Source organism: Saccharicrinis carchari (genome assembly GCF_900182605.1).
In the GTDB taxonomy this organism is placed as follows: Bacteria; Bacteroidota; Bacteroidia; order Bacteroidales; family Marinilabiliaceae; genus Saccharicrinis; species Saccharicrinis carchari.
Genome location: NZ_FXTB01000006.1, coordinates 135,258 through 159,718, shown reverse-complemented (window position 1 = coordinate 159,718; position 24,461 = coordinate 135,258). Strand labels below are relative to the sequence as shown.

Here is a 24,461-nt window from a genome sequence, read left to right as displayed (position 1 = left end):
AAAACTCGCATAGTTTAAAATGGAAAATACACATTATATATCCCCTGCACCTTTAACTTTTGATAGGCTCGACGAATTGATGCGCAATCCGGTGACTGTTAAATTGTCGTCCGAGTCAAAGGATCTGATTCAAAACTGTAAAAGTTTTTTGAATGATTTTTTAAAAAATCACGAAGGACCGGTTTACGGAATAAACACCGGATTTGGTGCCTTACACAATAAATCAATATCAAAAGAGGATCTGAGTAAACTGCAAGAAAATTTATTGCTTAGCCATGCCTGTGGTGCCGGAAAAGAAGTGCCGGCCGAAGTGGTTAAAATGATGCTATTGCTTAAGGCACATGCATTGAGTTTGGGTAAGTCGGGTGTGCAGGTAAAAACGGTAGAGCGGATATTGGATTTTTATAATCATTCAGTATATCCTATCGTTCTCGAGATGGGTTCGCTTGGTGCATCGGGAGATCTGGCTCCCCTGGCGCATTTGTTTCTCCCTTTGATTGGGCGTGGCGAGGTGTATTTTAAAGGCGAGAAGATGCCTGCCTCGCAGATGCTCAAAAGGCAAGGATGGGAGCCTATCAAACTCGAAGCTAAGGAAGGGCTGGCATTGCTTAACGGAACCCAGTTTATGAGTTCGCATGCCGTATATACCTTGCTAAAAGCATTCCGCCTGGCAAAATATGCCGATATTGTGGCGGCTTTGTCTCTTGATGCTTTTAACGGACGGATAGACCCCTTTAGGCAGCAAATGCATGTGATCAGGCCCCATGCCGGACAATTAGAGACCGCAAAAAATATTACGGCCCTGTTGGCAGGTAGCCAAATAATTGAACAAAAAGACAAACAAGTACAGGATCCTTATTCGTTTCGGTGTGTTCCGCAGGTGCATGGGGCAATCAAAGATGCCATAAATTATGTGGCAGGGGTTGTTTGTACCGAAATAAATTCAGTAACAGATAACCCCATCGTGTTTCCGGAGGAAGGAAGTATTATTTCAGGGGGTAATTTTCATGGCGAACCTTTAGCCTTGGCGCTCGACTTCTTGAGCATAGCACTGGCCGAGATAGGCAGTATTTCTGAAAGACGAACATATAGGCTTATTTCCGGTGAACGTGGTTTGCCGGAGTTTTTAGTAGCCAACCCGGGTTTAAACTCAGGCTTTATGATTCCGCAGTATGCTGCCGCCTCAATTGTAAGTCTTAATAAGCAAATGGCAACACCCTCGTCGGTAGACTCCATCCCCTCTTCCAATGAGCAGGAAGACCATGTAAGCATGGGCGGTAACGCAGCAACCAAAGCCCTCAAGATAGTGGAAAATGTGGAACGGGTGATTGCAGTGGAGCTTTTTAATGCAGCACAAGCTATTGAGTTCAGACGACCTATGAAAACTTCGCCTTACCTCGAAAAGTTTTTATCTGCTTTCAGGCAATATGTTCCTTTTGTTACCGAAGATAAAATAATGTACCAACAAATGGAGGCCGCTCTCGAATTTTTACATAAGGGTGAGTTCGATGAGTTTAAAAGCCAGGGGTAAATACTATTTCCTTCTGCTTTATAAGATGTTTATGCACGATGCTGTTTAGATAGGTTTTGGCCATATAACAGTTTGGTTGCATAGGCACTTTTACAAACAATCCTTGAAAGAATCATGATTTATTAAATAAAAAAGAGCCTGTCATCGTTCGATCGACAGGCTCTTTTCTATTGAAAATCTCTTTACAAAGCTACCAACTGAATAGTCGTATTTTATTCGCAGTATGCGACAACTGAACACCCACATGCGGCCATGTTACCTTGCTCAATGATAATGACTTAGGCCTCAGCCGGAACAGTCACTAACTCACCTTCTAACGAAAACTTAGCTGCCGCACTAACTTTTAACTCAATTATTTGACCTATTAAAGCTTCGTTGTCTGATTGAAAGCGGATGACCAATTTTCCATCGGTATGTCCGGACAGATAACCTTCTTTGCGGTCGTGCTCGCGTACCAAAACTTTAACGGTTTTTCCAATCATGGCACGATTGTATGTCAAGGTATGTTTGGCCAGCTCCTCACTTAATATGGCATAGCGTTTTTTCTTGTCTTCCAGGCTAACGGTATCTTTCCAACGGTACGAGGCCGCACCGGGTCGCGGTGAATACATCGCAATATAGGCCATATTGTATTTAAACTCTTCCATCACCTTACGTGTATTTTCCAGCTGTTCATCTGTTTCGTCGGTAAAACCAACAATAATGTCGGTAAAAACAGTAGCCTGCGGTAGTATTTCACGAAGGGCATGCATGGTTTCGCGGTATTTGCTCACCGAGTGGTTACGGTTCATTTTAATCAATACCTTTTCGTCGCCACTCTGCAAAGGAAAATGGATTTGTTTACCCAGGCATTCGTACTTGGCAATGATATGAAAAATATCGGTGGTCATGTCTCGTGGATGGGGCGAAGTGAAATATACCCAGAACTCGTTGTCGATTTCTTCGCCCATTTGACCAACTTTTTCCAACAGCTGGGCAAAGTTTATTTCGTGTCCGTTTTTATCCAGCCCATAGGAATTTACATTCTGTCCCAATAGGGTAATGGTTTTATATCCTTTTTCGGCCAGTTCTCTTACTTCCTGCAATATTTCGTCCGATGGTCGTGATATTTCCCGGCCACGCGTGTAGGGTACAGCGCAATAGGTACAGTATTTATTACAACCATTTTGTATGGGCACAAAAGCTTCAAATTTGCTATCGTACTTGGGCTTCACTTTCCAAAAAAGTTTTATCTCATCAACGGGCGATTGTGGCTCGGCGATCAAACTCAGCGGGTTGGCAATACCATATTCACCAAGCATACGCGGTAGTTGAGGCAACTCGGGCATGGTAAACACAATGTCAAATAGCTTTAAAAATCGCTCTTTGTCCGAAGGCAGCATACAGCCTGATATAAAGGTAACCAGATTTTTTTTATCTTTCCATTTGTTCCACTTCGCTATTTTATTGTAAACTTTATCAATTGCCTTTTGGCGGACAGAACATGCCAGTATCCCAATAAAATTCGCTTCCTCCTCAGTCTCTACTTTTTCGCAACCTGCCGCATCAAGCACTGATGCTACGCGTTCCGAATCGCTCATGTTCATTTGACATCCAAGTGTCATTAAAAAGTACTTCACAATTTTTTATATTATTAATTGATTAAATAACAAGGCACAAAGCGTAAAAGATGAATAATCCCAATATCTCTTAACTACCTATCCCTTTGTGTTCTTAAAAATAAACCTCAGCATGAATGCGCTCATTGGGTATCCCTTTGTTTTCCAGAATATCGTATGCGTCATGTATCATGTTGCAATTTCCGCACAAATATACTTCAGATTCTTTATCAATTTCTAATTCAAGCAAATAATTTGTCAACCTACCGGTGTAATCCCCACTTGTATCGCGCGAGGAACATAGGGTATAGCGTTGTTTCTCGTACTCTTCTTTTTCGTAACCTTCGTTAAGTGATCGTACCCCGTGTATGATTTGATAATCCAGTTCGGGATATGATTTTACCATGCAGTGGAAAGGCGAGATGCCTGTTCCTGTAGCAATAAATAAAAATTTTTTCTTTGTCTTGTCGGCACCGTTAAGACCAAAATAGCCTACCGGTTCCTCCACAACCACCGAATCGCCCACCTTAAGTTTTTTGAGTACGGGCGTTATCAACCCGTTTTGCACCTCTTTTACCAAAATTTCAATATACGGATCGTTAACTGCACTGTAAATAGAATACTCGCGTGTGTGTATTCCGTTTGGAGGTCCAACGCAAACGTGTTGCCCGGGGGTAAATTCCAGCCCGTTTTTTTCAAATCGAAGAATAAACGTGGACTCGGTTAAATTTCTTACTTCCAAAATCTCATGTAAATTCATGCGTTTTCTGATCATATTCATTATATAATATTCTTTTATTTTCTATTTTTATAGGATTGCTATTACAACTTAAAATAAGATGATTTGTTCAACCCGTTGCAGGGGCAAACAGTTGCATGAAAAAATTACCATATGAGTGTAAAGAATTTTAGAAGTAAAGAGATTAGTTGGCTTTCGTTTAACGAAAGGGTATTGCAGGAGGCTATGCGCGATAATGTTCCCTTAATTGAGCGGATAAAATTTCTGGGAATCTACTCCAACAATATGGATGAATTCTTTCGCGTTAGGGTTGCAATACTTAAAAGAATAGTTCAGTTAGATAAAAATACCGTCTTTGAGGGAGGATCCCCGCAGGAAATATTACAAGGAGTGCATGAGTTGGTGCGCAAGCAAGGTGCAATGTTCGACCAGGCCTACCGTATGGTTATAAAAGATCTGGCCAAAGAAAATATTTACCTCATAAATGAAAACGACCTGAGCAAAGAACAGGGGGAATTTGTGCAACGCTATTTTCATAAAAAAGTACGCGGCAAACTTATGCCTATAATTATCAGCAATAGTCGTCCTTTACCCGATTTAGCCGATGATGGAATTTATTTGGCGGTGTACTTAAAACGAAAAGACAACCGCCGTGTTCATTACGCACTGATAGAAATACCTCCATCGCTGGATCGTTTTGTTTTGTTGCCATCAAAAGACGGTAAAAAATATATTATGCTGTTGGATGATGTAATTCGTTACGAGCTGGGCGATATATTTTATATGTTTAAGTTTAATGAGATAGGTGCCTATACCTTTAAACTGACCCGCGACGCCCAACTCGATATCAACGAAGACATATCAGAGAGTTATGTAAAAAAAGTATCAAAGGGCTTGGAACGACGAAAGGAAGCCGAACCCGTGCGTTTTGTTTACGACAAATTAATGCCCGAACCCCTATTGAGTCTTCTGTTAAAAAAGCTTCACTATTCATCAAACAGCTCCATTATAAAAGGAGGCCGTTACCATAATTTTAAAGATTTCATCGACTTTCCTAAGATAGGGAGTAAAAGCATGACCTACCCTGCTCTGCCTGCCATAATACATCGCGATATTGAGCCGCAATCTTCTTTTTTTAAGATAATTAGTAAAAAAGATATCCTTTTTCATTTCCCGTATCATTCGTTTCATTATTTCATCGATTATCTGCGCGAAGCTTCTATTGACCCTATGGTGCGCGAAATAAAAATTACCATTTACAGGGTAGGAAAAAATGCGCCTGTAATCAAGGCCTTGATTAACGCGGCTCGCAATGGTAAAAAAGTGACCGCCGTAGTGGAACTGCAAGCGCGTTTCGATGAAAAAGCCAATATTAAATGGGCTAACCGTTTAAGGGATTCAGGCGTAAAGGTAATATTTGGTGTGCCCGGATTAAAAGTACATGCCAAGTTGTGCATGGTAGTGCGCAAAGAACGAAGCAAAATGGCGCAATACGTGTGTGTAGGTACGGGTAACTTTAACGAAGATTCGGCCGAGGTATTTGCCGATCATTTACTATTTACAAAACATACTGGCATTACACGGGAAGTGGCATCTATTTTCGAGTTCTTTAATAAAAACTACAATATCCCTACCTTTAAACACCTGTTAGTGGCGCCTTTTATTTTGCGTAGTAGCCTGGAGGGCTTTATCGACCGCGAAATAAAAAATGCCCAGGAAGGAAAAGAAGCGTACATCTATTTAAAAGTGAACAACCTGGTTGATTTTGACTTGATTTTTAAGTTGTACGATGCCCAGCGATTAGGCGTGAAGGTGCAGTTGAATGTAAGGGGTATGTTTTCGGTATATCCGAAGTTCGACAGCAACGAAAGTGCCATTGAGTCTATTGGAATTATCGACCGCTTTCTGGAGCACTCACGGATATATGTTTTTTGTAACAATGGAAAGGAGAAAATGTATATTTCCTCTGCCGATTGTATGACGCGTAACCTGGATCGTAGAATAGAAGTAGCGTGTCCTATTTACGATGTAAAAATACAGAATGAACTGAAGATGATGTTGGAAATGCAAATGAAAGATAATTGTTCGGCACGCTTGCTAAATAACGAAATGGATAACAAAATTAGAGAAGTTGAAGTAGACAAAGGTGAGTTTCGCTCCCAATTGGAGTTTTATAAATGGTTGAGCGATGTAAGCGAATAAATAAAAGTATTTGTAATTGAGATTTATCACTATGTCATACTTATTTTGCCTCTATCTTTATGCCGTTAAAGTGGAAGTATAAAAACAAATAAGTAAATTGTTTATGGCAAAAATGAAAGCGCTTGTAAAAGCTAAGCCCCAAAAAGGTATTTGGCTACAAGAAGTGGATATGCCCGAAATAGGGGTAAACGAGGTGCTGATAAAAGTGTCAAAATCGGCCATCTGTGGTACTGATTTACACATTTACCATTGGGATGAATGGGCACAAAAAACCATTAAAACCCCAATGATCATAGGGCATGAGTACGTGGGTTATGTAGCCGGAGTGGGATCCGAGGTAAAACAGTTTAAAGAAGGCGATCGGGTTACAGGCGAGGGGCATATCGCATGTGGACATTGCAGAAACTGTAGACGCGGAAGACAGCATATTTGTGAAAATACCGTGGGAATAGGGGTAAATATTGATGGCGCTTTTGCTGAGTATGTAAAGGTGCCCGCTAATAATGTAATTAAGGTGCATCCCAACATCTCGGATGAGGTAGCTTCTATCATGGATCCCTTTGGAAATGCAACTCATACTACACTTAGTTTCCCTATTATTGGTGAAGATGTACTAATAACAGGAAGTGGTTTAATTGGCAGTATGTGCGTGGCCATTGCAAAATTTGCAGGAGCGCGTTATGTGGTGGCCACCGAAACCAATGAATACCGGGCCAATTTGGCGCGTAAAATGGGGGCAACACGAGTAGTTAATCCCTTGAATGAGGACTTACACAAGGTGGTGGTGGACGACCTTAAAATGAAAGGTTTTGATATTGGACTGGAGTGCTCCGGAAACCCGATGGCATTTAACTCCATGGTAGATAATATGTATAATTCGGGTAAGATTTCGTTGTTGGGCTTGCTCCCTTCAAATACCCAGGTGGATTGGAGTAAAATAATTTTTAAAGGGCTTACGCTTAAAGGAATATATGGTAGAGAGATGTTCGAAACCTGGTATCAGATGGAACAAATGATACTGTCAGGTATCGATTTAACACCTATCATCACACATCGTTTTCCCATTGATGAATTTCAAAAAGGTTTCGATATCATGGAATCGCACAATAGCGGAAAAATAATCCTCAATTGGGATTAGATTTACAATTAAGCTCAAGGTGCAACAATATTCTAGTGGTATTATTGTGCCTTGAGCAATCCCGTAGCAGAATCGCTGTGCTGTAATCGCTGCTCAGAAAAATAGTTGGCCTGAATTGCTATGTCACATCGAATATAGTATGCCAAACAGGCTCAACTTATTGCCCCACCATTTCACAATCTCACTGACCACAAATTACTTAAAAACCAGCACCAATCCGGCAAAGGAACCATATAAAACGCTGTTTACCGGATTTGAAGTTATGGCGCAGGAGCCTGTGTTACACCCTATAAAATAGTAGTAAGCATATCCTGCTACGGCACCCAAAAAAACTCCCAATAAGATACGCTTTAAACTTTGTTGTTTTATTTTCTCCCAAATCTTCATAATTTCGCTTTTATAAATATCAAAGAAACAAATATATTAAAATATATAACAATGTATATATTTAAATTGTCATTTTTGTTCATATTCCTTTTTTCCTTGAATGGCGGGGCCCAAAATAATGGGGTGGATTTTGACCTGAAAGCCAAATCTATTTCTGACTTGGACGATATCAACGAAAAAAAATACCAACTCACAGAATTTGCCAGTGCGTTTGCGAATTATCTGGAGCAAAATGTTGTGACCATAGCTGCCGGTGAGGATTCGTATATTAAAACAACCAACTCCAGCGATTCAAAATACACCCTCTATTATTTTAACACCTTTGCCAATGGAATTATTTACAGGATTGATTGGTTTGTGCTGTATGGCGATATCGATAGGCGCAAAGTTTTGCACGGTTTCGACGACCAGGTGAGTAAGCAGGTGAAAAAGGGAAATGGCGAATTGGAATTGCATCTGGCTCGACAGCAACATAAGCAACTCTACTTGTACCCTTTAACTTTTTCGTTTAAAGAAGATAAGAAAACCTACAAGGAGTATCGTGATGTGGCTGTGATTTGCTATTTTGAAGAACTGATGCAGCGAAAAACTGAAGCAGAGCGTCTTTCCTTAAATGATTCTATCCTGCATAGAATGCAAATATTATGGGAAAACCCCGAGTTATTTACCGACAATTTTAACGGTATAAAGCGAATGTCGACTTTACTGTCGGAGGATGGTAAGGTAAAGGTGTGCACCTGGAATCTTGTACTTCCCAATTCCACTAATAATTTTTATGGTGCCGTGGTTGTTAAAACAAAAAATGGCGTTAAAGTGTCGCCATTAAACGATAATACGGACAAGATACGTTCGCCCGAGCGATCCTCTTTGACAAATAAAAGCTGGTATGGGGCCATCTATTACGATATGGTGCAGGTAAAAGATAAAAATAAACGGGTGTACTATTTGCTACTCGGCTATAAACCCAATAACGAAATGACCAAGAAAAAAGTGGTGGAAACATTGATGGTGGTGGGCAACGGACAGGTGCGCTTTGGCCATAGCGTTTTTCGGGAAAACAGGTACTTGTACAAACGCTTGGTTTTTGAATATGGCGCGGCGGCAAATATGATGCTGCAATACGATAAGGAAAACCAAAGGATTGTACTGGACCACCTGGCTCCGCCCAATAGTATGTATATCCAAAACAAAAGGTTTTATGGCCCCGATTTTTCGTACGATGCGTATGTTTTTGATAAAGAAAAATGGGTGCTTGTAAAAGATGTAGATGTTTTTAATCCGACAATAACACAATAGTCCCAAATTATCTCAACCCTTGTCTGTTATGGGTTGTTTAAAGATAGAATAGCAACTTGAATAATTACGAATGGAAATAATTGTAGATAAGTTTGATGATATTAAAATATTGCGTTTTGAGGTGCCGGGTTTTGAAAACCTTGACTTGAAAAAAAAATTGTTTATCTATCATTTAAGCCGGGCTACCCTGGCCGGTAGAGATATTCTATGGGATCAGCATGGGAAATACAATTTGATGTTGCGCGATGTATTGGAAGCTATTTATCTTCTGGATGAAGAGGGGGAGGAGTGGGATAACTTTGTGGTTTACCTGAAAAAAGTATGGTTTGCCAGCGGTCCGCACCATCATTATAGCACCGATAAATTTGTGCCCGGTTTTTCAGTTGATTCCTACCATAGTTGGATTTCGCAACTCAAACCCGGCATGGCTAAGCTTACACCGGAACATCTTAGGGCCGAGAACATAAGTTTGTTGCAGCGCTTGATTTTTGATGCGGATTTTTTGCCCAAGCGCGTAAATATGAACCCTAATGTTGATTTGATAGCAGGCTCGGCCAATAATTTTTACCAGGGCCTTACCCAAAGCGAAGTGGAAGCGTATTATGAGCAGCAAAAGGAAAAGTCGGAAAATAAAAAATTGTCCTTTGGGCTCAACAGTAAACTCATAAAGGAGAATGGCAGATTAAAAGATCAAAAATATAGCGTAGGCGGCCTTTATGGCAAGGCATTGTCGGCAATTAACGGGCATTTAAAACGAGCACTCCCTTTTGCCGAAAACAAAGAGCAACAAGAGATTATCAGCTTACTGATTGATTTTTATAAAACAGGTCGTCTGGATTTGTTCGACACCTTCAGTATAAAATGGTTAGCTGAGTTGGATGGTGATGTTGATTTTATCAATGGTTTTATAGAAACCTATGGCGATCCATTGGGTATAAAAGCCACCTGGGAAGGTGTGGTGCAATGGATTGATAAAGAGGAAACACGAAAAGCGACCACCATAGCTGATTATGCCGATTGGTTTGAACAAAATTCGCCTACACACAAAAAGTATAAAAAAGAGAAGGTAAGTGCTGTATCCTTAAAAGCAATAAATGCTGTTATGCTTGGTGGTGATTGTTACCCGGCCAGTCCGCTGGGCATTAACCTGCCCAATGCCGAGTGGATTAGGGAAGAATACGGATCTAAATCAGTTACCCTAATCAATATTTCTAACGCACACCATAAGGCCTCGCTGAGCACAGGTATAACCGAGGAGTTTACATTAACCGAGGAGGAAATGGCCTTAGATAAAAAATATGGTGCCCTGGCAGATAACCTTCATACGCATTTGCACGAATGCATTGGACATGGCTCCGGAAAAATGCTGCCCGGGGTAAGTGCCGAGAGATTAAAAAACTATGGTGCTGTTATTGAAGAGGCCAGAGCTGATTTGTGTGGGTTGTATTTTATGTATAGTCCTAAAATGATTGAACTGGGTCTTATGCCTAATTTAGACGTAGTCAAGGCACATTACAATGCCTACATCCGCAACGGTCTTTTAACGCAAATTACACGAATTAAGCGGGGCGATAAAATAGAACAGGCTCATATGCGTAACCGACAGATGATTGCCGCTAGGGCATATGAAGCAGGGCAGGGTAAAGTGATAGAAAGAGTAGTAAAAAACGAGAAGACGTATTTTATAATTAAGGATTATGCCACCCTGCATAAAATATTTGGCGAGATGCTAAGAGAAATACAACGGATTAAATCGGAAGGTGATTTTGTTTCGGCTCAGAACATTGTGGAGGCTTACGGTGTTAATATAAACCGTAAACTGCACGAAGAGGTGTTGCAGCGTTTCGAGAAGCTAAAGGTGCCGCCCTTCACCGGGTTTTTGAATCCTAACCTGGTGCCAATATACAAGGATGGGCATATTAAAGATGTTAGGATAAAATATGTTACCGATTACGCCCAACAAATGATGCAGTACTCTGCAGAATACGGTTTTTTAAACGCAATAGAAGAGTTGGAATAGTTAAAATAACCTTTGCGTAGAAATCGGTTTTTTTATAATTGCTTTGGCATTTCTTAAAAAACTCGCTTTCTTTGCACAATAATTAATTTAGCCTGAACGATTTGGGTAGAACAGAATTCATTAAAAATAAAACATATGGAGATTTCAAGAAATAAGTACGTAACCGTTTCCTACGTATTAAGATTACAAGGGTTTGAAGGGGAGATTGTAGAAGAAACACCCGAAGATAAGCCATTAGAGTTTATCTTTGGGACAGGACGTATGCTTCAAATGTTTGAAGAAAAGTTAGACGGTTTAAAAGCTGGCGATAACTTTAGCTTTAAACTAACTTCTGAAGAGGCTTATGGAGAGATCAATCCCGAAGCTAAAGTGGAAATTCCACGAAATATTTTTGAAGTGGATGGGAAAGTTGATGAGGAACTGATTAAAGTGGGTAATATGGTTCCGATGCAGGATGCGCAGGGAAACCGATTGAATGGTATTGTTCTGGAAGTTACAGACCAAAATGTGAAGATGGATTTCAATCACCCATTGGCTGGCGACGACCTATATTTCTCCGGTTCAGTTAGCAACGTTCGCGAAGCTACTGAGTCCGAATTGATGGCTGCTGTTGGTGGCGGTGGATGTGGATCAGGTTGTGGATGTGAAAGCGGTGAAACAGTGGGTTGCGAAAGCGGATCATGTGGTCCCGACGGTTCCGGTTCTGGTGGCTGCGGTTGTTAGTAACCTGAAAGTTAAACGTTGGCAATAAAGAGTAAGCCGGATATGCTTAACTTTAAAAATATAAAGCCTGTTCTTATATAAGAGCAGGTTTTTTACGTTTTTCGGGGAACTGCATATCATCTATTACAAAACAATTCATCATGAGCCAATTTCATCTTTTCTTACCTAAAATCTCTTATCTTTTTAATTCATAAACATGGCTGGTAATACTTTTGGAAACATATATAAATTAACCTCATTCGGAGAGTCGCACGGCAAAGCTGTGGGTGGTGTTATTGAGGGCGTTATGCCGGGTACAGAAATCGACTTGGATTTTATCCAGTCTGAGCTGAACCGTCGTCGTCCCGGTCAAAGTGCTATTACTACGCCTCGCGACGAAAAGGACAAAGTGGAAATACTCTCTGGCGTTATGGACGGAAAAGCCACGGGAACTCCTATGGGTTTTGTCATCTGGAATGCAGATCAGCGTTCCAAAGACTATGGCAACATAAAGGATGTGTATCGTCCATCACATGCCGATTACACCTATCAGCAAAAATATGGTATTCGCGACCATCGGGGAGGAGGTCGTTCTTCGGCGCGCGAAACGGTGGCCCGGGTAGTGGCGGGCGCTATTGCTAAGCTCATGTTAAAAAAATATGCTGTACAGATAAATGCCTATACTTCGCAAGTGGGCGCCATAAAATTGGAAAAAGCGTACAACGAGATGGATTTGGCTAAAGCCGAAGAAAATATAGTACGTTGTCCGGATGCCGAGGTGGCACAACAGATGATCGCCTATATCGATCAGGTACGCCAGGATAAAGATTCGGTAGGAGGGGTGATTACCTGCGTCATAAAAAATGTTCCCGTAGGTCTGGGAGAACCTGTGTTTGATAAGTTTCATGCCCAAATGGGGCAGGCTATGCTAAGTATTAATGCCGTTAAAGGTTTTGAGTATGGTATGGGTTTTAAGGCCTGCGACATGAAAGGCTCCGAGCATAACGATGAGTTTTATATGGATGGTGACAAGGTGCGTACCAAAACAAACCGCTCGGGAGGTGTGCAAGGTGGAATTACCAATGGCGAGGATGTATATATGAATGTTGCGTTTAAACCTATCGCTACGATCTTAAAGGAGCAGCACACTGTTAACAAGCAGGGCGAGGAGGTGGCCAGCACGGTAAAAGGTCGTCACGATCCCTGTGTACTACCGCGTGCAGTACCCATTGTGGAAGCCATGGCGGCCATGGTGATGGTAGATATGATTTATCTAAACAAGATGTATTTGTAATTACGCTCGGAGCTGGCACATCAGGGGTAGTGCAGTAAAAAGATCTTGCCTGTAGTTTTATTATGGGGTATTTTATGGTGCCGCACCTCCTGGTTTTTACAGAAATTTATCAGCAAATCAGCAGCCTGTATGTAGGTACCGGGTTATTTTCTTGGTACCGGCAGCCGTGTTAGATTATAGGATAACTTCGTGTTTTCACTGCGTGTATTGACAGAATAGTGAATGGTGTTCAACATAGAGTTGTCGTGATTCCCAATTCTTCAAAGCAATTTTCTATAATAAAATATGCCAAATAAATTTACGAAGATGAGCGAACTATTTGTCCATTCTAATTATTGAGTGTTGAATTGGATTACGGTTTGTACATGCCCTTTTTAACAATATAAGCATATGCCTCTTTGGGCACCATAAACGTATAGTTTTTACCCTCGCGAATGCCTTTGCGTATAGTAGTGGAATCGATGTTAAAAACAGGGGCTTCAATCGTTTCGAGTTGAATTTTAAGGTGTTTCTGCTCTGTTTTAAATCCCGGGCGAGGATATACCATAAAGGAGTAATTTGCGGCAATCTGTTGGGCATTGTTCCAGCGGTGCAACTGCTGCAAATTATCGGATCCCAGGATAATGGTGAAAGTAAAGTCGGGATAAGTTGCTTGTAATTTTTTTAAGGTAAGATAGGTATAGGATGGGGTGGGGAGGTTCAATTCGATATCACAGATTTTAAATTTCGGGTATCCCTTAACCGATGCCTCTAACATTTGTAAGCGCAGGGTGGTGTTAGCCAGTTCATCCTCTTCCTTAAAGGGGTTTTGAGGACTCACTACAAACCATATCTGTTCAATGTAGGAATTTTCAACTATATAATTGGCCAATGCCAAATGTCCCACATGAACCGGATTAAACGATCCAAAAAATAAACCTATTCTTTTTTTGTTCATTGTAAAAAGTCTGTCAATAGATGCGCAGCTTCGTCAATAGCTGTTTGCAGGTCGTTGTTAACCACAATGTGGTCGAATTTTTTGGCATATTGTAATTCTTCTTCGGCTTTATTAAGGCGTTGTGTAATTACATCCGGGGTGTCGATGCCACGGCAAATTAACCTGGTTTTTAATGCTGCAATGGATGGAGGTTGAATAAAAATAGCCAGTGAGTTTTGGGGAAACATTTTTTTTATATTGAGTCCGCCTACAACATCTACGTCAAACACTACATTTTTTCCCTGTTTGGTGATGCGTTCGACTTCGCTTTTTAGTGTGCCATAATATTTATCGGCATAAACTTCTTCCCATTCTAAAAGTTCGTTGGCATTTATTTTTGCTCTGAACTCATCGGGTTGTAAAAAGTAATAATCCACACCGTGTTTTTCCTGGCCACGAGGAGCACGCGTAGTGGCTGAGATGGAAAATTCGAGATTGAAATTTTTCGTGAGCAAGCTTTTTACAATGGTGGTTTTGCCCGATCCGGAGGGAGCAGAAAAAATAATTAATTTGCCGTTCTTGGGGTTTGTGCTGTTCATTGGTTAAGGCGTAAATTATGGCGTTGAATATGTCTATACAGAATAGGATGGCTATTTTAAATGGCCGGTAGCTTTTGCTTAAAGCACATTTAAATTCTGTTCTTTTATTTTTTCCAACTCGTCCTTCATTTGAATTACCAATTTTTGTATTTCGGAATGATTGGCTTTTGAACCCATGGTGTTTATCTCGCGTCCTATTTCCTGGGTGATAAAACTAAGCTTCCGTCCCACTTGTTCTTCTTTTTCCATGGTTTGTAAAAAATAGTCCAAATGAGCTGTCAAGCGTACCTTTTCCTCGGTGATATCTAACTTCTCCAGGTAAAAAATCATTTCTTGTTCAAAGCGGTTCTGATCCAGACTTATTTTCTCTTTTAATTCGTTCAGTTGATCCAAAATCCGTTCGCGTACTTTTTCTATCCGTTGCTTTTCATAGGGTTCAACGGCGGCCTGTAACCGTCGGATATTGTTTATTCTGGCTGTTACCTCCTTTTGCAGTACCTCACCTTCCTGTTCCCTAAAGTTGTTCAGGTTGTTTAATGCTTCTTTAAAAGTTTCAAAAACAATACCCCATTCTTTTTCGTCCAGCTCGGCCTGTTCTATTTTTACGGTGTCGGGCAGGGTCATAATTACCCGCAGCATATCACTGTTTTTACTTAAACCCAGTTTGTCACTAATGGGCTGTAACTGGCTGAAATAGTTTTCGACAATATGCGAGTTGATAGAAGCATTTTTTTCTGAGCCTAAATAATCAATGTAAAACCCAACATCTACCTTACCTCTTCCTAAATTACCTGCAAGCTCGTTGCGAAGTAGCATGTCTTTTTCACGATAAATATTGGGTAAGCGCAAGTTGAGGTCTAACTGTTTGCTATTGAGCGATTTTATTTCGATGCTAATTTTTTTATCCGAAAGCTCACAAGTAGCTTTTCCGAAACCTGTCATTGATTTAATCATAAGGTAAAACTGTTTTTTTTGAAGCCACAAAGTTAATCTTTTAACTCGGATTTAACGGATAAGCACACCGCTGTTTGTGAGTAGAATAATAGATTTTTCATATAGTGTTTAATAAAATACAAAAAAGAATGAACAAAAATAAGCATGTTGATGTTTAGCTTTTAAACTAATTTATTAAACAAACTTGACCACGTCAATTAAGAAGTGGCCAACAAACAAATTTTCAGACTATTATTTAAATTAAAAATCAGCACTAAAACAAAAAATTATGAAAGCACAAAAATTTAGTTTTTATTCCATCTTTGCGATGCTAATGTTTTTAGGGTTCTCACTAACTTCATGCGATGATGATGACGACAAGCCGAAACCTGTAGAAACCAATACGGTTGTAGATATTGCACTTAGCAGTCAGGACTTTTCTATATTGGTGGCGGCACTTACAAAAGCCGATTTGGTTTCTACCCTAAATGGAAATGGGCCATTTACTGTTTTTGCGCCAACCAATACTGCCTTTACCGATTTATTTGCTACTATGGAAGGTGTTTCCGGTATAGACGACCTTTCAGCGGAAGCCTTAACACCGATCTTACTTTCACACGTTGTGGCAGGGGATGTACGATCATCAGCGCTGACCAATGGAGCAGTACCAACCTTAAATACAGGTAAAAGTATTGTAGTAGATATAAGTAATGGTGTTGTTATAGACGGAGATGTAACAGTAACCGGTGCCGATAAAGTTGCAGATAATGGGGTTGTGCACATTGTTAACAAGGTGATCTCCCCGGAAAATTACGAAGAACCTAACACGGTTGTAGATATCGCGCTTGGAAATGATGATTTCTCCATTTTGGTAGAAGCGCTCACGAAAGCCGATTTGGTATCAACACTTAGTGGAACGGGTCCTTTTACGGTTTTTGCACCAAACAATGCCGCTTTTGAGACCTTATTTGCCACGATGGATGGTGTGTCCGGCATAGCTGATCTTTCAGCCGAAGCTTTAACGCCTATCTTGTTATCGCATGTTGTTAGCGGCAATGTTTTGGCAGCAGATTTGGCTAATGGAACCGTGCCTACATTAAATACAAACAAAAAACTATTTGTGGATATTAGCGCGGGTGTTGTAATTGATGGAGATGTAAACGTTACTGATGCCGACGTGCTTGGTGATAATGGGGTTATTCATATTGTTGATAAGGTGATATCTGCCCAAAATTATACCATTGTAGATATTGCAGTTCGGAATCCTGATTTCTCTATCTTAGTAGAGGCGCTGGCCAAAGTCGAATTGGTTAGTACATTGCAGGGCGAAGGTCCGTTTACGGTTTTTGCACCAACTAACACAGCTTTTGAAGCATTGTTTGCCGCCTTGGAAGGTGTATCGGGAATAGCAGATCTTTCCAAAGAAGCCTTAACACCTATATTGCTTTCTCATGTTGTTGCCGGTAATGTTATGTCAACGGACTTGTCAAGCGGTTCAGTGCCCACTTTAAATGATGGCAAAAGCATTCGTGTTGATGTTGGTGATGGTGTAAAAATTGATTATGGTATTACGGTTACAGCCGCCGATATAAGCGCAAGTAATGGTGTGGTTCATGTTATTGATAAGGTAATTTCAGCATCCAATGCAACCTCTGTTGTAGATATAGCAGCTGGAAATATGGAATTCTCCATACTGGTAGAAGCACTCACAAAAGCTGAGCTGGTTGAAACATTGCAGGGGGAAGGTCCTTTCACAGTATTTGCACCCAATAATGCAGCTTTTGAAGCATTATTTGCCACACTGGATGGCGTGACTGGAATAGCCGATCTGTCAAAAGAAACATTAACACCAATTTTACTCTCTCATGTTGTAGCTGGTAAGGTGATGTCCACAGATTTGACCAATGGTGAAGTTCAAACATTGAATACGGCCAAAAAAATAGCTGTGGATATAAGCCATGGTGTTGTAATAGATGGAGATGTGAATGTTATAACAGCAGACCTGGATGCAGATAATGGCGTTGTACATGTTGTTGGCAAAGTTATTATGCCATAAGCATATAACGGATAGAGTTTAATACTTATTAAAGGCCGTATCAGAGAGCGGAGAGTTTTCAGTAAATCAAACTGGCCATATGGCAGGTGGTTTTACTGTGGACGCTCTGCTCTTTTTATATACATGGCTCCATCGCTTGCTTTTGCCTAAAGTTATATTAAATTTGATGAACAAAAACAAGCAAGTAAGGGTTAAAGAATTGTAGTTTTGGCTTAAAGCTTTGTAGAAATACCTTGTTGAAGCTTTTGAATTCAAAAAAAAACAGGATCACCTTAAACGCAAACCGAACACAATTTAAATCATGGCAGTATATTCAATAAAAGATTTAGAAAAAATATCCGGAATCAAAGCCCATACCATACGTATTTGGGAACGAAGATATGCTGTTATTGAGCCAATGCGAACCGAAACCAATATCAGGCAATATACGGATGATGATTTAAAACGGATTCTTAATATATCTATTTTATATCAAAATGGGTTTAAGATATCTAAAATAGCGGGTCTCAATAACCACCAGCTCAAAGAAAAGGTGATAGATCTAAGCTTGGATCACAGCAATACCAATGTTCAGATAGAAGGTTTAGTAGTGAGTATGTTAGAGCTGAACGAGCATAAGTTCAATGGAATATTAACCAATTCCATTATAAAAATTGGTTTTGAAAACACTGTTGAAAAAATCCTGTTTCCATTTTTAGACAGAATAGGTATTTTGTGGCAGGCCGGAACCATTAACCCTGCACAGGAACATTTTATTAGTAACTTGATACGCCAAAAACTAATTGTTGCCATTGATAACGAGATGGCAACGGAGCATCGCAATAAACGGATTATATTTTTCTTGCCGGAAGGGGAGCTCCACGAAATTAGTTTGCTGTTTTATAGTCTTTTGGCTCGTAAAGAAGGTTTCGGTGTTATCTACCTTGGGATATCTGTACCATTTACCGATTTAGAAACCATACATCAAATACAAAAAGCCGATGCTTTTTTTACCGCACTCGTAAATCCTCCATCTAATACCGATGTGAAGGAAAAACTGGAGAGATACAAATCTACCTTTCCCGACACACCATTTATTCTTACAGGACTTCAGATAAAACATCACGCCGATGAAGTGCCTGATAACTTTTATCTGGTTAGCTGCTCACGCGATTTTAAACAAATCATAAAAAAATTGTAATATTTAAGTAGTTTTTCCCAGTCACCTATTATTTTTTGTGAGAATCGCAGGGAAAGATAAATATTGCTTTTCTGTGGCTTGTATTAAATAATTATTAGCCTATATTGCATGCAATATCAAATACAAATCATTAAAAAAGTGATTTATTTAAACATATATTGTAATGGATAATATTTTAATAGGTGAGGGCATGGGTAATATCCGTTTTGGAATGACTCGTGACGAAGTAAAAAAAATATGGGGTCAGCCCGATGAGATTGATACTTACAGCAGTAGCGATATGAAGGATGATAACACGGAAGCGTATCATTACGACGAGATGGAAGTTTCCGTTTCTTTTGATCAGCTCGACGGGTGGCACTTAAGTTCAATAGCCGTAAGCAGCCCTGAGGTTCGCCTGGAAGGGCTCCAGTTAATAGGCACCTCGAGCGAGGAACTGTTGCAAAAGGTAGCCAAACTTGATTTGGGTGAATATGAAAGGGAAGACGTTTCGTCGGTTGAAACACCGAACCATGAGCTGATATCTTTTTATGATGCAGATTTAAACTTCTGGCTCGAAAATGATCAGGTAACGGAAATACAGTTTGGGCCTATTGCCGACGACGAAGGATATGCCGAATAGGACAAAGTGGAATGCCAAAGGATAAGAATAAAAACGCCGTTTTGAATTTCAAAACGGCGTTTTTTTTGAATGTGAAGTGTTTGTACCGGGTAATCAGTTTATTTGGTAAATATTAGTATTTTAGTGAGGTGTTGTATTTAAAATAAAAAAACATCCCAAATTGCTTTAGTGTACTAAAATTGAAGCTGGCAGAGAATGATACGAAAAGATTATATTTTACGGATGATAGAGGAGATTGGCAAAATGATTGCCGCCATGCTTGCTTTGCTTAGTAAGGGAGATACAGAAGAGGCACAGAAGCTCTATATCCAGGGGCTAAAACGGGGTTTTGATATAAATGAAGATACCATGCTGGATATGGATATTAGGCAGCTGCGTGCTGTTTTAGAAAATAAATTTGGCGAAAGTTTTGAAGGGCTCGAAGTGCTGGCAGGCTTAATATCGGCCGGTGGCGATCTTCATCTTAAAAACCATGACCAAGAAAAAGCTAAAGAATGTTACCTTAAATCAATGCAGCTTTACAAGCTGGTGGACTTAGAATCGGCAACGTATTCGCTAGCACGCCAAGCCCAAATGGGTAAGGTTGAAGCGGTGCTTAGGCAATTGGACTAAGCACATAAAAAAATACCAATGTTCAATGTTGTTGAAAAGGTTGCATAACATGCTGTGCAGCATAACATGCAACTTCCATTTTTGGAAGGAGGCCGCCGGTTATCTGAATGATGATTGCTTGTATTTTACCTGACGAACATCGTTATTTATGAATAAAGACTTCCTGTAAAATATTATAAGCCTCCATTCAACGGTGCCCGTGCGATGGTCTGTACTGAAAAAGGAATGTGTATGAAATTACTAATACCTCTGATAATTTCTTGGTGTTCCTCTTTTAGTTTCAATTACCAACACACCATTTTTTGCGTCTTTGCCGTATAAATCCATCGCTTTTTCACCTTTTATTACGCGAATCGATTTTATGTTGTAATATGCCAAGGTGGTGAGTCCCAGTACTTTTTTCTTATCCACTATAAATAGGGGAGGGTTGTTATTTATGTAAAATGGTTTTAACTGTTGGCTTAGTTGCTTGTTTTCCTCCGACAGATAAAAATGTACGGGAATAGTTACTTGTGTGGCTACGTTGCGCCCGTCTAATTTGGCAGGTTTCCATTTTTCCATTGTACCTACCACCCTTAAGGCTTCTTCGTTGGTGCTTGGGGTAAGGCCTTCTTCTAGCCTAATGTCTTTGATATTACCACTGCTGCTTACCACAAATGACACCAGTACCTTGCCTTCAACAGCTTTGGCCAGTGCGTCTACAGGATATTGCAGGTTTTTGCTTAAATATTTTTGAACATGCCCTCTGTTTTTTGTGAAAACAGGCACCTGGTTTACCGTTTCGTATATTTTCTCCGCTTGTATTTCCTCTGATTGTGTATAAGCAGATAGCGATAAAATTGCAAAAATGATTGTAAATAGTAGAGTTTTCATGCTGTTAGTTTTTTATTTGGCAAAATATTTTAAACAAAATTTATGCCTTATGTCATTTTTTGCATAAAAAAAAGCCCCAAAGGGGCTAATTTATTCCAATATAGAGTAATACATTATTTGTTTTTATTTCTTTCCCGGTCAATTCGGGAGATGATGTCCCTGATATCTTTCATGGCATCTTTTCTTGTATTAGAAGATTGTTGCTTACCTAAACTACTATTACCTGCGGATAGGTTTGTATCTGACTTTGGAGCTGGATTATTTGAGGATCGAATCTCAAAATTTCCACCGGGATATACACGTGGCTCGTTAACAGGTTTTATTTCTTCGTACTTTGTAAAACCCAATTTATCCATCAGATGTCTAAAAAACTGCACCTCTGTATCCTCAATTTGTATTTTATAGTTTTTCATAATTTTTGCGGATTGAGTCGATTAAATACTAATCAAAAAGTATTTGTTTTAAATTTAACTATAAAATTGTTAGTTTGCAAGCGAAGGAATTGTAAAAATTAATCTACAATCAAATTAAAGTTATCCCCGTCTTTGTGTGCGGCAAATTTCTCTTTAAATAATTTTAGTTTATTAAAATCAAAAGTGCAATATCTTATAACATCTACTTGTTTATCTAAATTTAATAGGGATACACCTTTAAAGTCAATAACTTGCGATTCGCCTATGTAATTGATGTTGCCACCTGAGCCCACCCGGTTGAGGCCGCAAACATAGCATTGGTTTTCGATGGCTCTGGCTTTTAATAAGGTGTTCCAAACATGTTGTCGGGCAGCCGGCCAGTTGGCCATATAAATAGCCAAATCGTAATCGTTTCTGTTTCGGCTCCAAACAGGGAATCGCAAATCGTAACATATTTGCGGTAAAATACGAATACCTTTGTAATTGAATATTTGCCGCTCGCGACCCGGAGAATAATTTAGATGCTCATTTCCGGGACTAAAAAGATGCCTTTTGTTGTAATGGAGCACCTGTTGGTTGGGGAATACGAATAGTGCGCGGTTGTAAAATTTCCCTTTTTCTTTGATTGCTTGTGAACCCATGATAGCCATTCCTTTTTCTTTGGCTTTTTGCTTTAACCAGCTAAGGACTTCACCGTCCATACCTTGTGCAATTTTTGTGCTGTTCATCGAAAAGCCTGTAGCAAACATTTCGGGCAGAACTACTAAGTCAACATGGGGTTGAGTGTTATCAATCAAATCGCTCAGCTTGCTTAAATTACTTTTGGTATCTTCCCAAATGATGTCGTGTTGAACCAATGCGATATTAAAAGTCATAATAGATTCCTTCCGTTTTAATTATTTTTCAAGTATCAGCCCGGTCATTATCTGATCTATTTTTTCTCTTATCTGTTTTGTAGGCACTATATAATTATTGGTAAGGATGCAGAAGGCAGTTTTTTTTCCGGAAAGCGTGGTGAGATAACCACAGTAGCCCAGTACCCCTTCCATCGACCCGCTTTTTCCTATCAGTTTGCCTTTTATTGCCGGATTTTTAAAAGTGGTGCGCAAGGTGCCTGTCTCACCGCCTTTGGCGAGGGACTGGGCATAAAACGCAAAGTTTTTACTGTTTTGCTCCATCCAGATAAGCAGCTCTACCATCCCACTGGCCGAAATCAGGTTTTTGGGCGTAAGACCACTTCCGTCGCGTAAACGGAAATTATCTTCAAAAGATATTTTATTTAGCCAAAACTCCCGAACAACTTGGTTGCCATTATCCCATGATGGTGTTCCCTTGAATAGTTTACCCAATGTTAATAAAAGTTGGTCGGCGAAAAGGTTATGGCTTTGCTGATTAATGGTTTTGATTATCCCGGACAGTGGGGGTGATTGATGCGTAAATAGGGTGATTTGCTCCGTACTAGCAGCGTGCAAAGGCGGGTTGTGACTGATGTTTATCCCTCGATTGCGCAGAAAATCCTCCAGACCGTTTTTAAAGGCTTGTGCCGGATCGGGCAGAGCCGATTTAATCCTGAATTTATGGCGATGTGGCGGTATAGATCCTTCTATCCACCATTCAGGCAGGTTTTTTAGGCCATATACGTAGGCACTATCCTTGTTGTGCGATCCTGCCACGGCAAGGCAACGAACTGTATAAGGTGCAATATGCGGCTCTAAAGAAACAAGTGTAGCCGTACTGCCGATTTCTGCCGACCGCAATGTGAGCACGGCGGTATTGTCGCGCCAGTTAAAGCCTTGGGGCGAGGCACCATAATAATTGCCCATGTCTTCCCATAGTCTCGGGGCCGAATAATTTATCTTATCCGATTCAATAACAACTGTTCCGTCGATACTTTTTATGCCGGCCATATTAAGCGCATTGGCCAAGCTGTTGTAAATTATCTCGGGCTTGGTTTGCTCAAAATATTTCGAACCCAAGGTAGGGTCGCCACTTGATTTTATAAGCAAGTTACCTAACAACTTGCCTTTTTTAATCTTTCCTAAAGCATAAAACTTAGTAGAATAAGTGAATTCGGGTCCCAGCAATTCCAGCGCTGTTGCAGTAGTTATTATTTTGGTAAGCGAAGCGGGTGTTAAACGCAATTCCTCGTGCTGAGACAGTAGTATTTCGCCTGTTGATACTTCTGCTACTTTTAGGGTAACAATTGTACCTTTGTCTTCTGTTTGAAATTGGGCATAACAATTGGTTAGGATGAAGAAAAAAAGCAAGGTGGGCAACGATTTTTTCATTGTACTACGCCTCCTATTTGTTGTTTTAAATCCTTTATTTCCTTCCTTCTTTTGTTCATATAAAAGGAGTACGATATGATTCTCTTTTTGTCCACATTAACGGATTGACCTGATAGAAAACTTAAGGCCTCTGTTGCCTGATCGAGCCAATATTGTGCAGATTCATAATCGTCTAACATTTCCGATGCCAAGGCTAAATTATAGGCGGCACGTGCCTTGGTCTTTTTTTTGGAGTGATCAAAGGCATACTTCCAAAGTTTGATGGCTTCGCCCCATTGATTTTGGCGCACAAATTCTGTGGCTTGTAAAAAATGATAAGTGCCTGTGGCGTAATAGCCCCTGAGTTGGGCTTCCCATATGGGGGTTGAATGATTTGCAGCTTGTTCGCCTAAATAAATGGCCAGCTCTTCGAGTCCCCCTTTTATCGTAGGTAATTGGCGCGCTACCTGCTCTATGTTGCCGCCTATTGCATCCCACGATATAGTGTCCACCTGTGTTTCTTTATAGATTAGTTCCTTTGTAAGGTTGTTATATGCCCGCCATAAAATTACCCCCGAAGCATCCATGTAGCCATACAACCCCCCGTCGTAGCTTCGGTCTACTTGTATTTTTGTGTCATATATATATCTTTCAAGTGCGATAACGGCTTGTGCATTGTACTGTTCGCACAATGCATTGACCTGTTGCCAACTTAAAGCCCGGTTTACCAATCTATCATCACTTTTTAAGCGGTCGGGATGTAAGTAAACCGAATCGAAAAACATACGTACTTGCATCTCTTCTTTTAGCGTACCCAGATTACGGGTGGAAAAATCGTCGAACCAAATGGTATCTACCGAAAATTTACTTGTTGGTGTTTGTACTTTGTTCACATCTTTGCCTCGGAAGGGGATGGAATTATCTACCAATACCACGGATTTTATTTGGGGCTGAAAAGTATGTTTGGCCGGTTTTAAAACATCTATGTTCAATACCTCGTAGCTTGCACATGAGCCTAGTAGTGCTATTAAAAACAGTATAAGAAATCGCTTAATTAACATATGTTTAATTTTAAGATACTCA

Annotated in this window: 22 protein-coding genes; 11 read left to right on the top strand and 11 right to left on the bottom strand. The window is 40.1% G+C overall.

Annotated elements, in window-relative coordinates:
• The first annotated feature begins 19 nt into the window (after positions 1 to 19).
• Positions 20 to 1,531, top strand: a complete 1,512-nt coding sequence (gene hutH / locus FN809_RS12245) for a histidine ammonia-lyase (RefSeq protein ID WP_142533819.1) — start codon at positions 20 to 22, stop codon at positions 1,529 to 1,531.
• A gap of 278 nt (positions 1,532 to 1,809) precedes the next feature.
• On the opposite strand, the gene miaB is transcribed toward hutH, so the two are convergent.
• Positions 1,810 to 3,150, bottom strand: a complete 1,341-nt coding sequence (gene miaB, locus FN809_RS12240) for a tRNA (N6-isopentenyl adenosine(37)-C2)-methylthiotransferase MiaB (protein ID WP_142533818.1) — start codon at positions 3,148 to 3,150, stop codon at positions 1,810 to 1,812.
• A gap of 94 nt (positions 3,151 to 3,244) precedes the next feature.
• On the bottom strand, positions 3,245 to 3,910 hold the full coding sequence (locus tag FN809_RS12235; RefSeq protein WP_142533817.1) for a ferredoxin--NADP reductase: 666 nt from the start codon (positions 3,908 to 3,910) through the stop codon (positions 3,245 to 3,247).
• 111 nt (positions 3,911 to 4,021) lie between these two features.
• On the opposite strand from FN809_RS12235, the gene ppk1 reads away from it, so the two are divergent.
• Together ppk1 and tdh are read left to right on the top strand one after the other, a co-directional pair.
• The gene (gene ppk1 / locus FN809_RS12230) at positions 4,022 to 6,070 is read left to right on the top strand and encodes a polyphosphate kinase 1 (protein WP_142533816.1); all 2,049 of its coding nucleotides are present in this window, start codon (positions 4,022 to 4,024) and stop codon (positions 6,068 to 6,070) included.
• A gap of 103 nt (positions 6,071 to 6,173) precedes the next feature.
• On the top strand, positions 6,174 to 7,208 hold the full coding sequence (gene tdh / locus FN809_RS12225; protein ID WP_246095593.1) for an L-threonine 3-dehydrogenase: 1,035 nt from the start codon (positions 6,174 to 6,176) through the stop codon (positions 7,206 to 7,208).
• A 195-nt stretch (positions 7,209 to 7,403) separates the two neighbouring features.
• Here tdh and FN809_RS12220 read toward each other — a convergent pair whose 3' ends face one another.
• Positions 7,404 to 7,595 (bottom strand): DUF6132 family protein, encoded by a 192-nt coding sequence (locus FN809_RS12220; protein WP_142533815.1) that lies wholly within the window; start codon positions 7,593 to 7,595, stop codon positions 7,404 to 7,406.
• Between the two features lie 51 nt (positions 7,596 to 7,646).
• On the opposite strand from FN809_RS12220, the gene FN809_RS12215 reads away from it, so the two are divergent.
• From FN809_RS12215 to aroC, 4 genes are all read left to right on the top strand, one after another.
• The gene (locus tag FN809_RS12215; RefSeq protein ID WP_142533814.1) at positions 7,647 to 8,891 is read left to right on the top strand and encodes a hypothetical protein; all 1,245 of its coding nucleotides are present in this window, start codon (positions 7,647 to 7,649) and stop codon (positions 8,889 to 8,891) included.
• 70 nt (positions 8,892 to 8,961) lie between these two features.
• Positions 8,962 to 10,911: a dipeptidyl-peptidase 3 family protein gene (locus FN809_RS12210; RefSeq protein WP_142533813.1), complete on the top strand. Its 1,950-nt coding sequence runs from the start codon at positions 8,962 to 8,964 to the stop codon at positions 10,909 to 10,911.
• Positions 10,912 to 11,046: 135 nt separating this feature from the next.
• The gene (locus FN809_RS12205) at positions 11,047 to 11,634 is read left to right on the top strand and encodes an FKBP-type peptidyl-prolyl cis-trans isomerase (protein WP_142533812.1); all 588 of its coding nucleotides are present in this window, start codon (positions 11,047 to 11,049) and stop codon (positions 11,632 to 11,634) included.
• A 196-nt stretch (positions 11,635 to 11,830) separates the two neighbouring features.
• A complete protein-coding gene (gene aroC / locus FN809_RS12200) occupies positions 11,831 to 12,907 on the top strand; it encodes a chorismate synthase (protein ID WP_142533811.1) in 1,077 nt (358 codons plus the stop codon).
• Positions 12,908 to 13,259: 352 nt separating this feature from the next.
• On the opposite strand, the gene nadD is transcribed toward aroC, so the two are convergent.
• The 3 genes from nadD to FN809_RS12185 form a co-directional block, all read right to left on the bottom strand.
• Positions 13,260 to 13,844, bottom strand: coding sequence for a nicotinate (nicotinamide) nucleotide adenylyltransferase (nadD, locus tag FN809_RS12195; RefSeq protein WP_142533810.1), 585 nt, complete (start codon positions 13,842 to 13,844; stop codon positions 13,260 to 13,262).
• Positions 13,841 to 14,422, bottom strand: coding sequence for a guanylate kinase (gmk, locus tag FN809_RS12190; protein ID WP_142533809.1), 582 nt, complete (start codon positions 14,420 to 14,422; stop codon positions 13,841 to 13,843). The genes nadD and gmk overlap by 4 nt, the downstream gene beginning before the upstream one ends.
• A gap of 78 nt (positions 14,423 to 14,500) precedes the next feature.
• On the bottom strand, positions 14,501 to 15,376 hold the full coding sequence (locus FN809_RS12185; RefSeq protein ID WP_142533808.1) for a YicC/YloC family endoribonuclease: 876 nt from the start codon (positions 15,374 to 15,376) through the stop codon (positions 14,501 to 14,503).
• Between the two features lie 268 nt (positions 15,377 to 15,644).
• On the opposite strand from FN809_RS12185, the gene FN809_RS12180 reads away from it, so the two are divergent.
• The 4 genes from FN809_RS12180 (at position 15,645) to FN809_RS12165 (ending at position 19,825) form a co-directional block, all read left to right on the top strand.
• Positions 15,645 to 17,411 carry a fasciclin domain-containing protein gene (locus FN809_RS12180; RefSeq protein ID WP_142533807.1) on the top strand — a complete coding sequence of 589 codons (1,767 nt, stop codon included), beginning with the start codon at positions 15,645 to 15,647 and terminating at the stop codon, positions 17,409 to 17,411.
• Between the two features lie 301 nt (positions 17,412 to 17,712).
• Positions 17,713 to 18,591 (top strand): MerR family transcriptional regulator, encoded by an 879-nt coding sequence (locus tag FN809_RS12175; protein WP_142533806.1) that lies wholly within the window; start codon positions 17,713 to 17,715, stop codon positions 18,589 to 18,591.
• A gap of 163 nt (positions 18,592 to 18,754) precedes the next feature.
• The gene (locus FN809_RS12170; protein ID WP_142533805.1) at positions 18,755 to 19,213 is read left to right on the top strand and encodes a hypothetical protein; all 459 of its coding nucleotides are present in this window, start codon (positions 18,755 to 18,757) and stop codon (positions 19,211 to 19,213) included.
• 195 nt (positions 19,214 to 19,408) lie between these two features.
• Positions 19,409 to 19,825 carry a DUF6483 family protein gene (locus tag FN809_RS12165; protein WP_142533804.1) on the top strand — a complete coding sequence of 139 codons (417 nt, stop codon included), beginning with the start codon at positions 19,409 to 19,411 and terminating at the stop codon, positions 19,823 to 19,825.
• Positions 19,826 to 20,065: 240 nt separating this feature from the next.
• On the opposite strand, the gene FN809_RS12160 is transcribed toward FN809_RS12165, so the two are convergent.
• The 5 genes from FN809_RS12160 to FN809_RS12140 all read right to left on the bottom strand — a co-directional run bounded on the left by FN809_RS12160 (position 20,066) and on the right by FN809_RS12140 (position 24,439).
• Entirely contained in the window at positions 20,066 to 20,698 is a 633-nt protein-coding gene (locus FN809_RS12160) for a TonB family protein (protein WP_142533803.1), read from the bottom strand.
• A 113-nt stretch (positions 20,699 to 20,811) separates the two neighbouring features.
• Positions 20,812 to 21,111 (bottom strand): hypothetical protein, encoded by a 300-nt coding sequence (locus FN809_RS12155; RefSeq protein ID WP_142533802.1) that lies wholly within the window; start codon positions 21,109 to 21,111, stop codon positions 20,812 to 20,814.
• Between the two features lie 98 nt (positions 21,112 to 21,209).
• Positions 21,210 to 21,986, bottom strand: a complete 777-nt coding sequence (locus FN809_RS12150; protein WP_142533801.1) for an amidohydrolase — start codon at positions 21,984 to 21,986, stop codon at positions 21,210 to 21,212.
• Positions 21,987 to 22,007: 21 nt separating this feature from the next.
• Complete coding sequence (gene dacB / locus FN809_RS12145; RefSeq protein ID WP_142533800.1) at positions 22,008 to 23,399, bottom strand: D-alanyl-D-alanine carboxypeptidase/D-alanyl-D-alanine endopeptidase; 1,392 nt, start codon at positions 23,397 to 23,399, stop codon at positions 22,008 to 22,010.
• Complete coding sequence (locus FN809_RS12140) at positions 23,396 to 24,439, bottom strand: DUF6340 family protein (protein WP_142533799.1); 1,044 nt, start codon at positions 24,437 to 24,439, stop codon at positions 23,396 to 23,398. The genes dacB and FN809_RS12140 overlap by 4 nt, the downstream gene beginning before the upstream one ends.
• Positions 24,440 to 24,461: the final 22 nt, after the last annotated feature.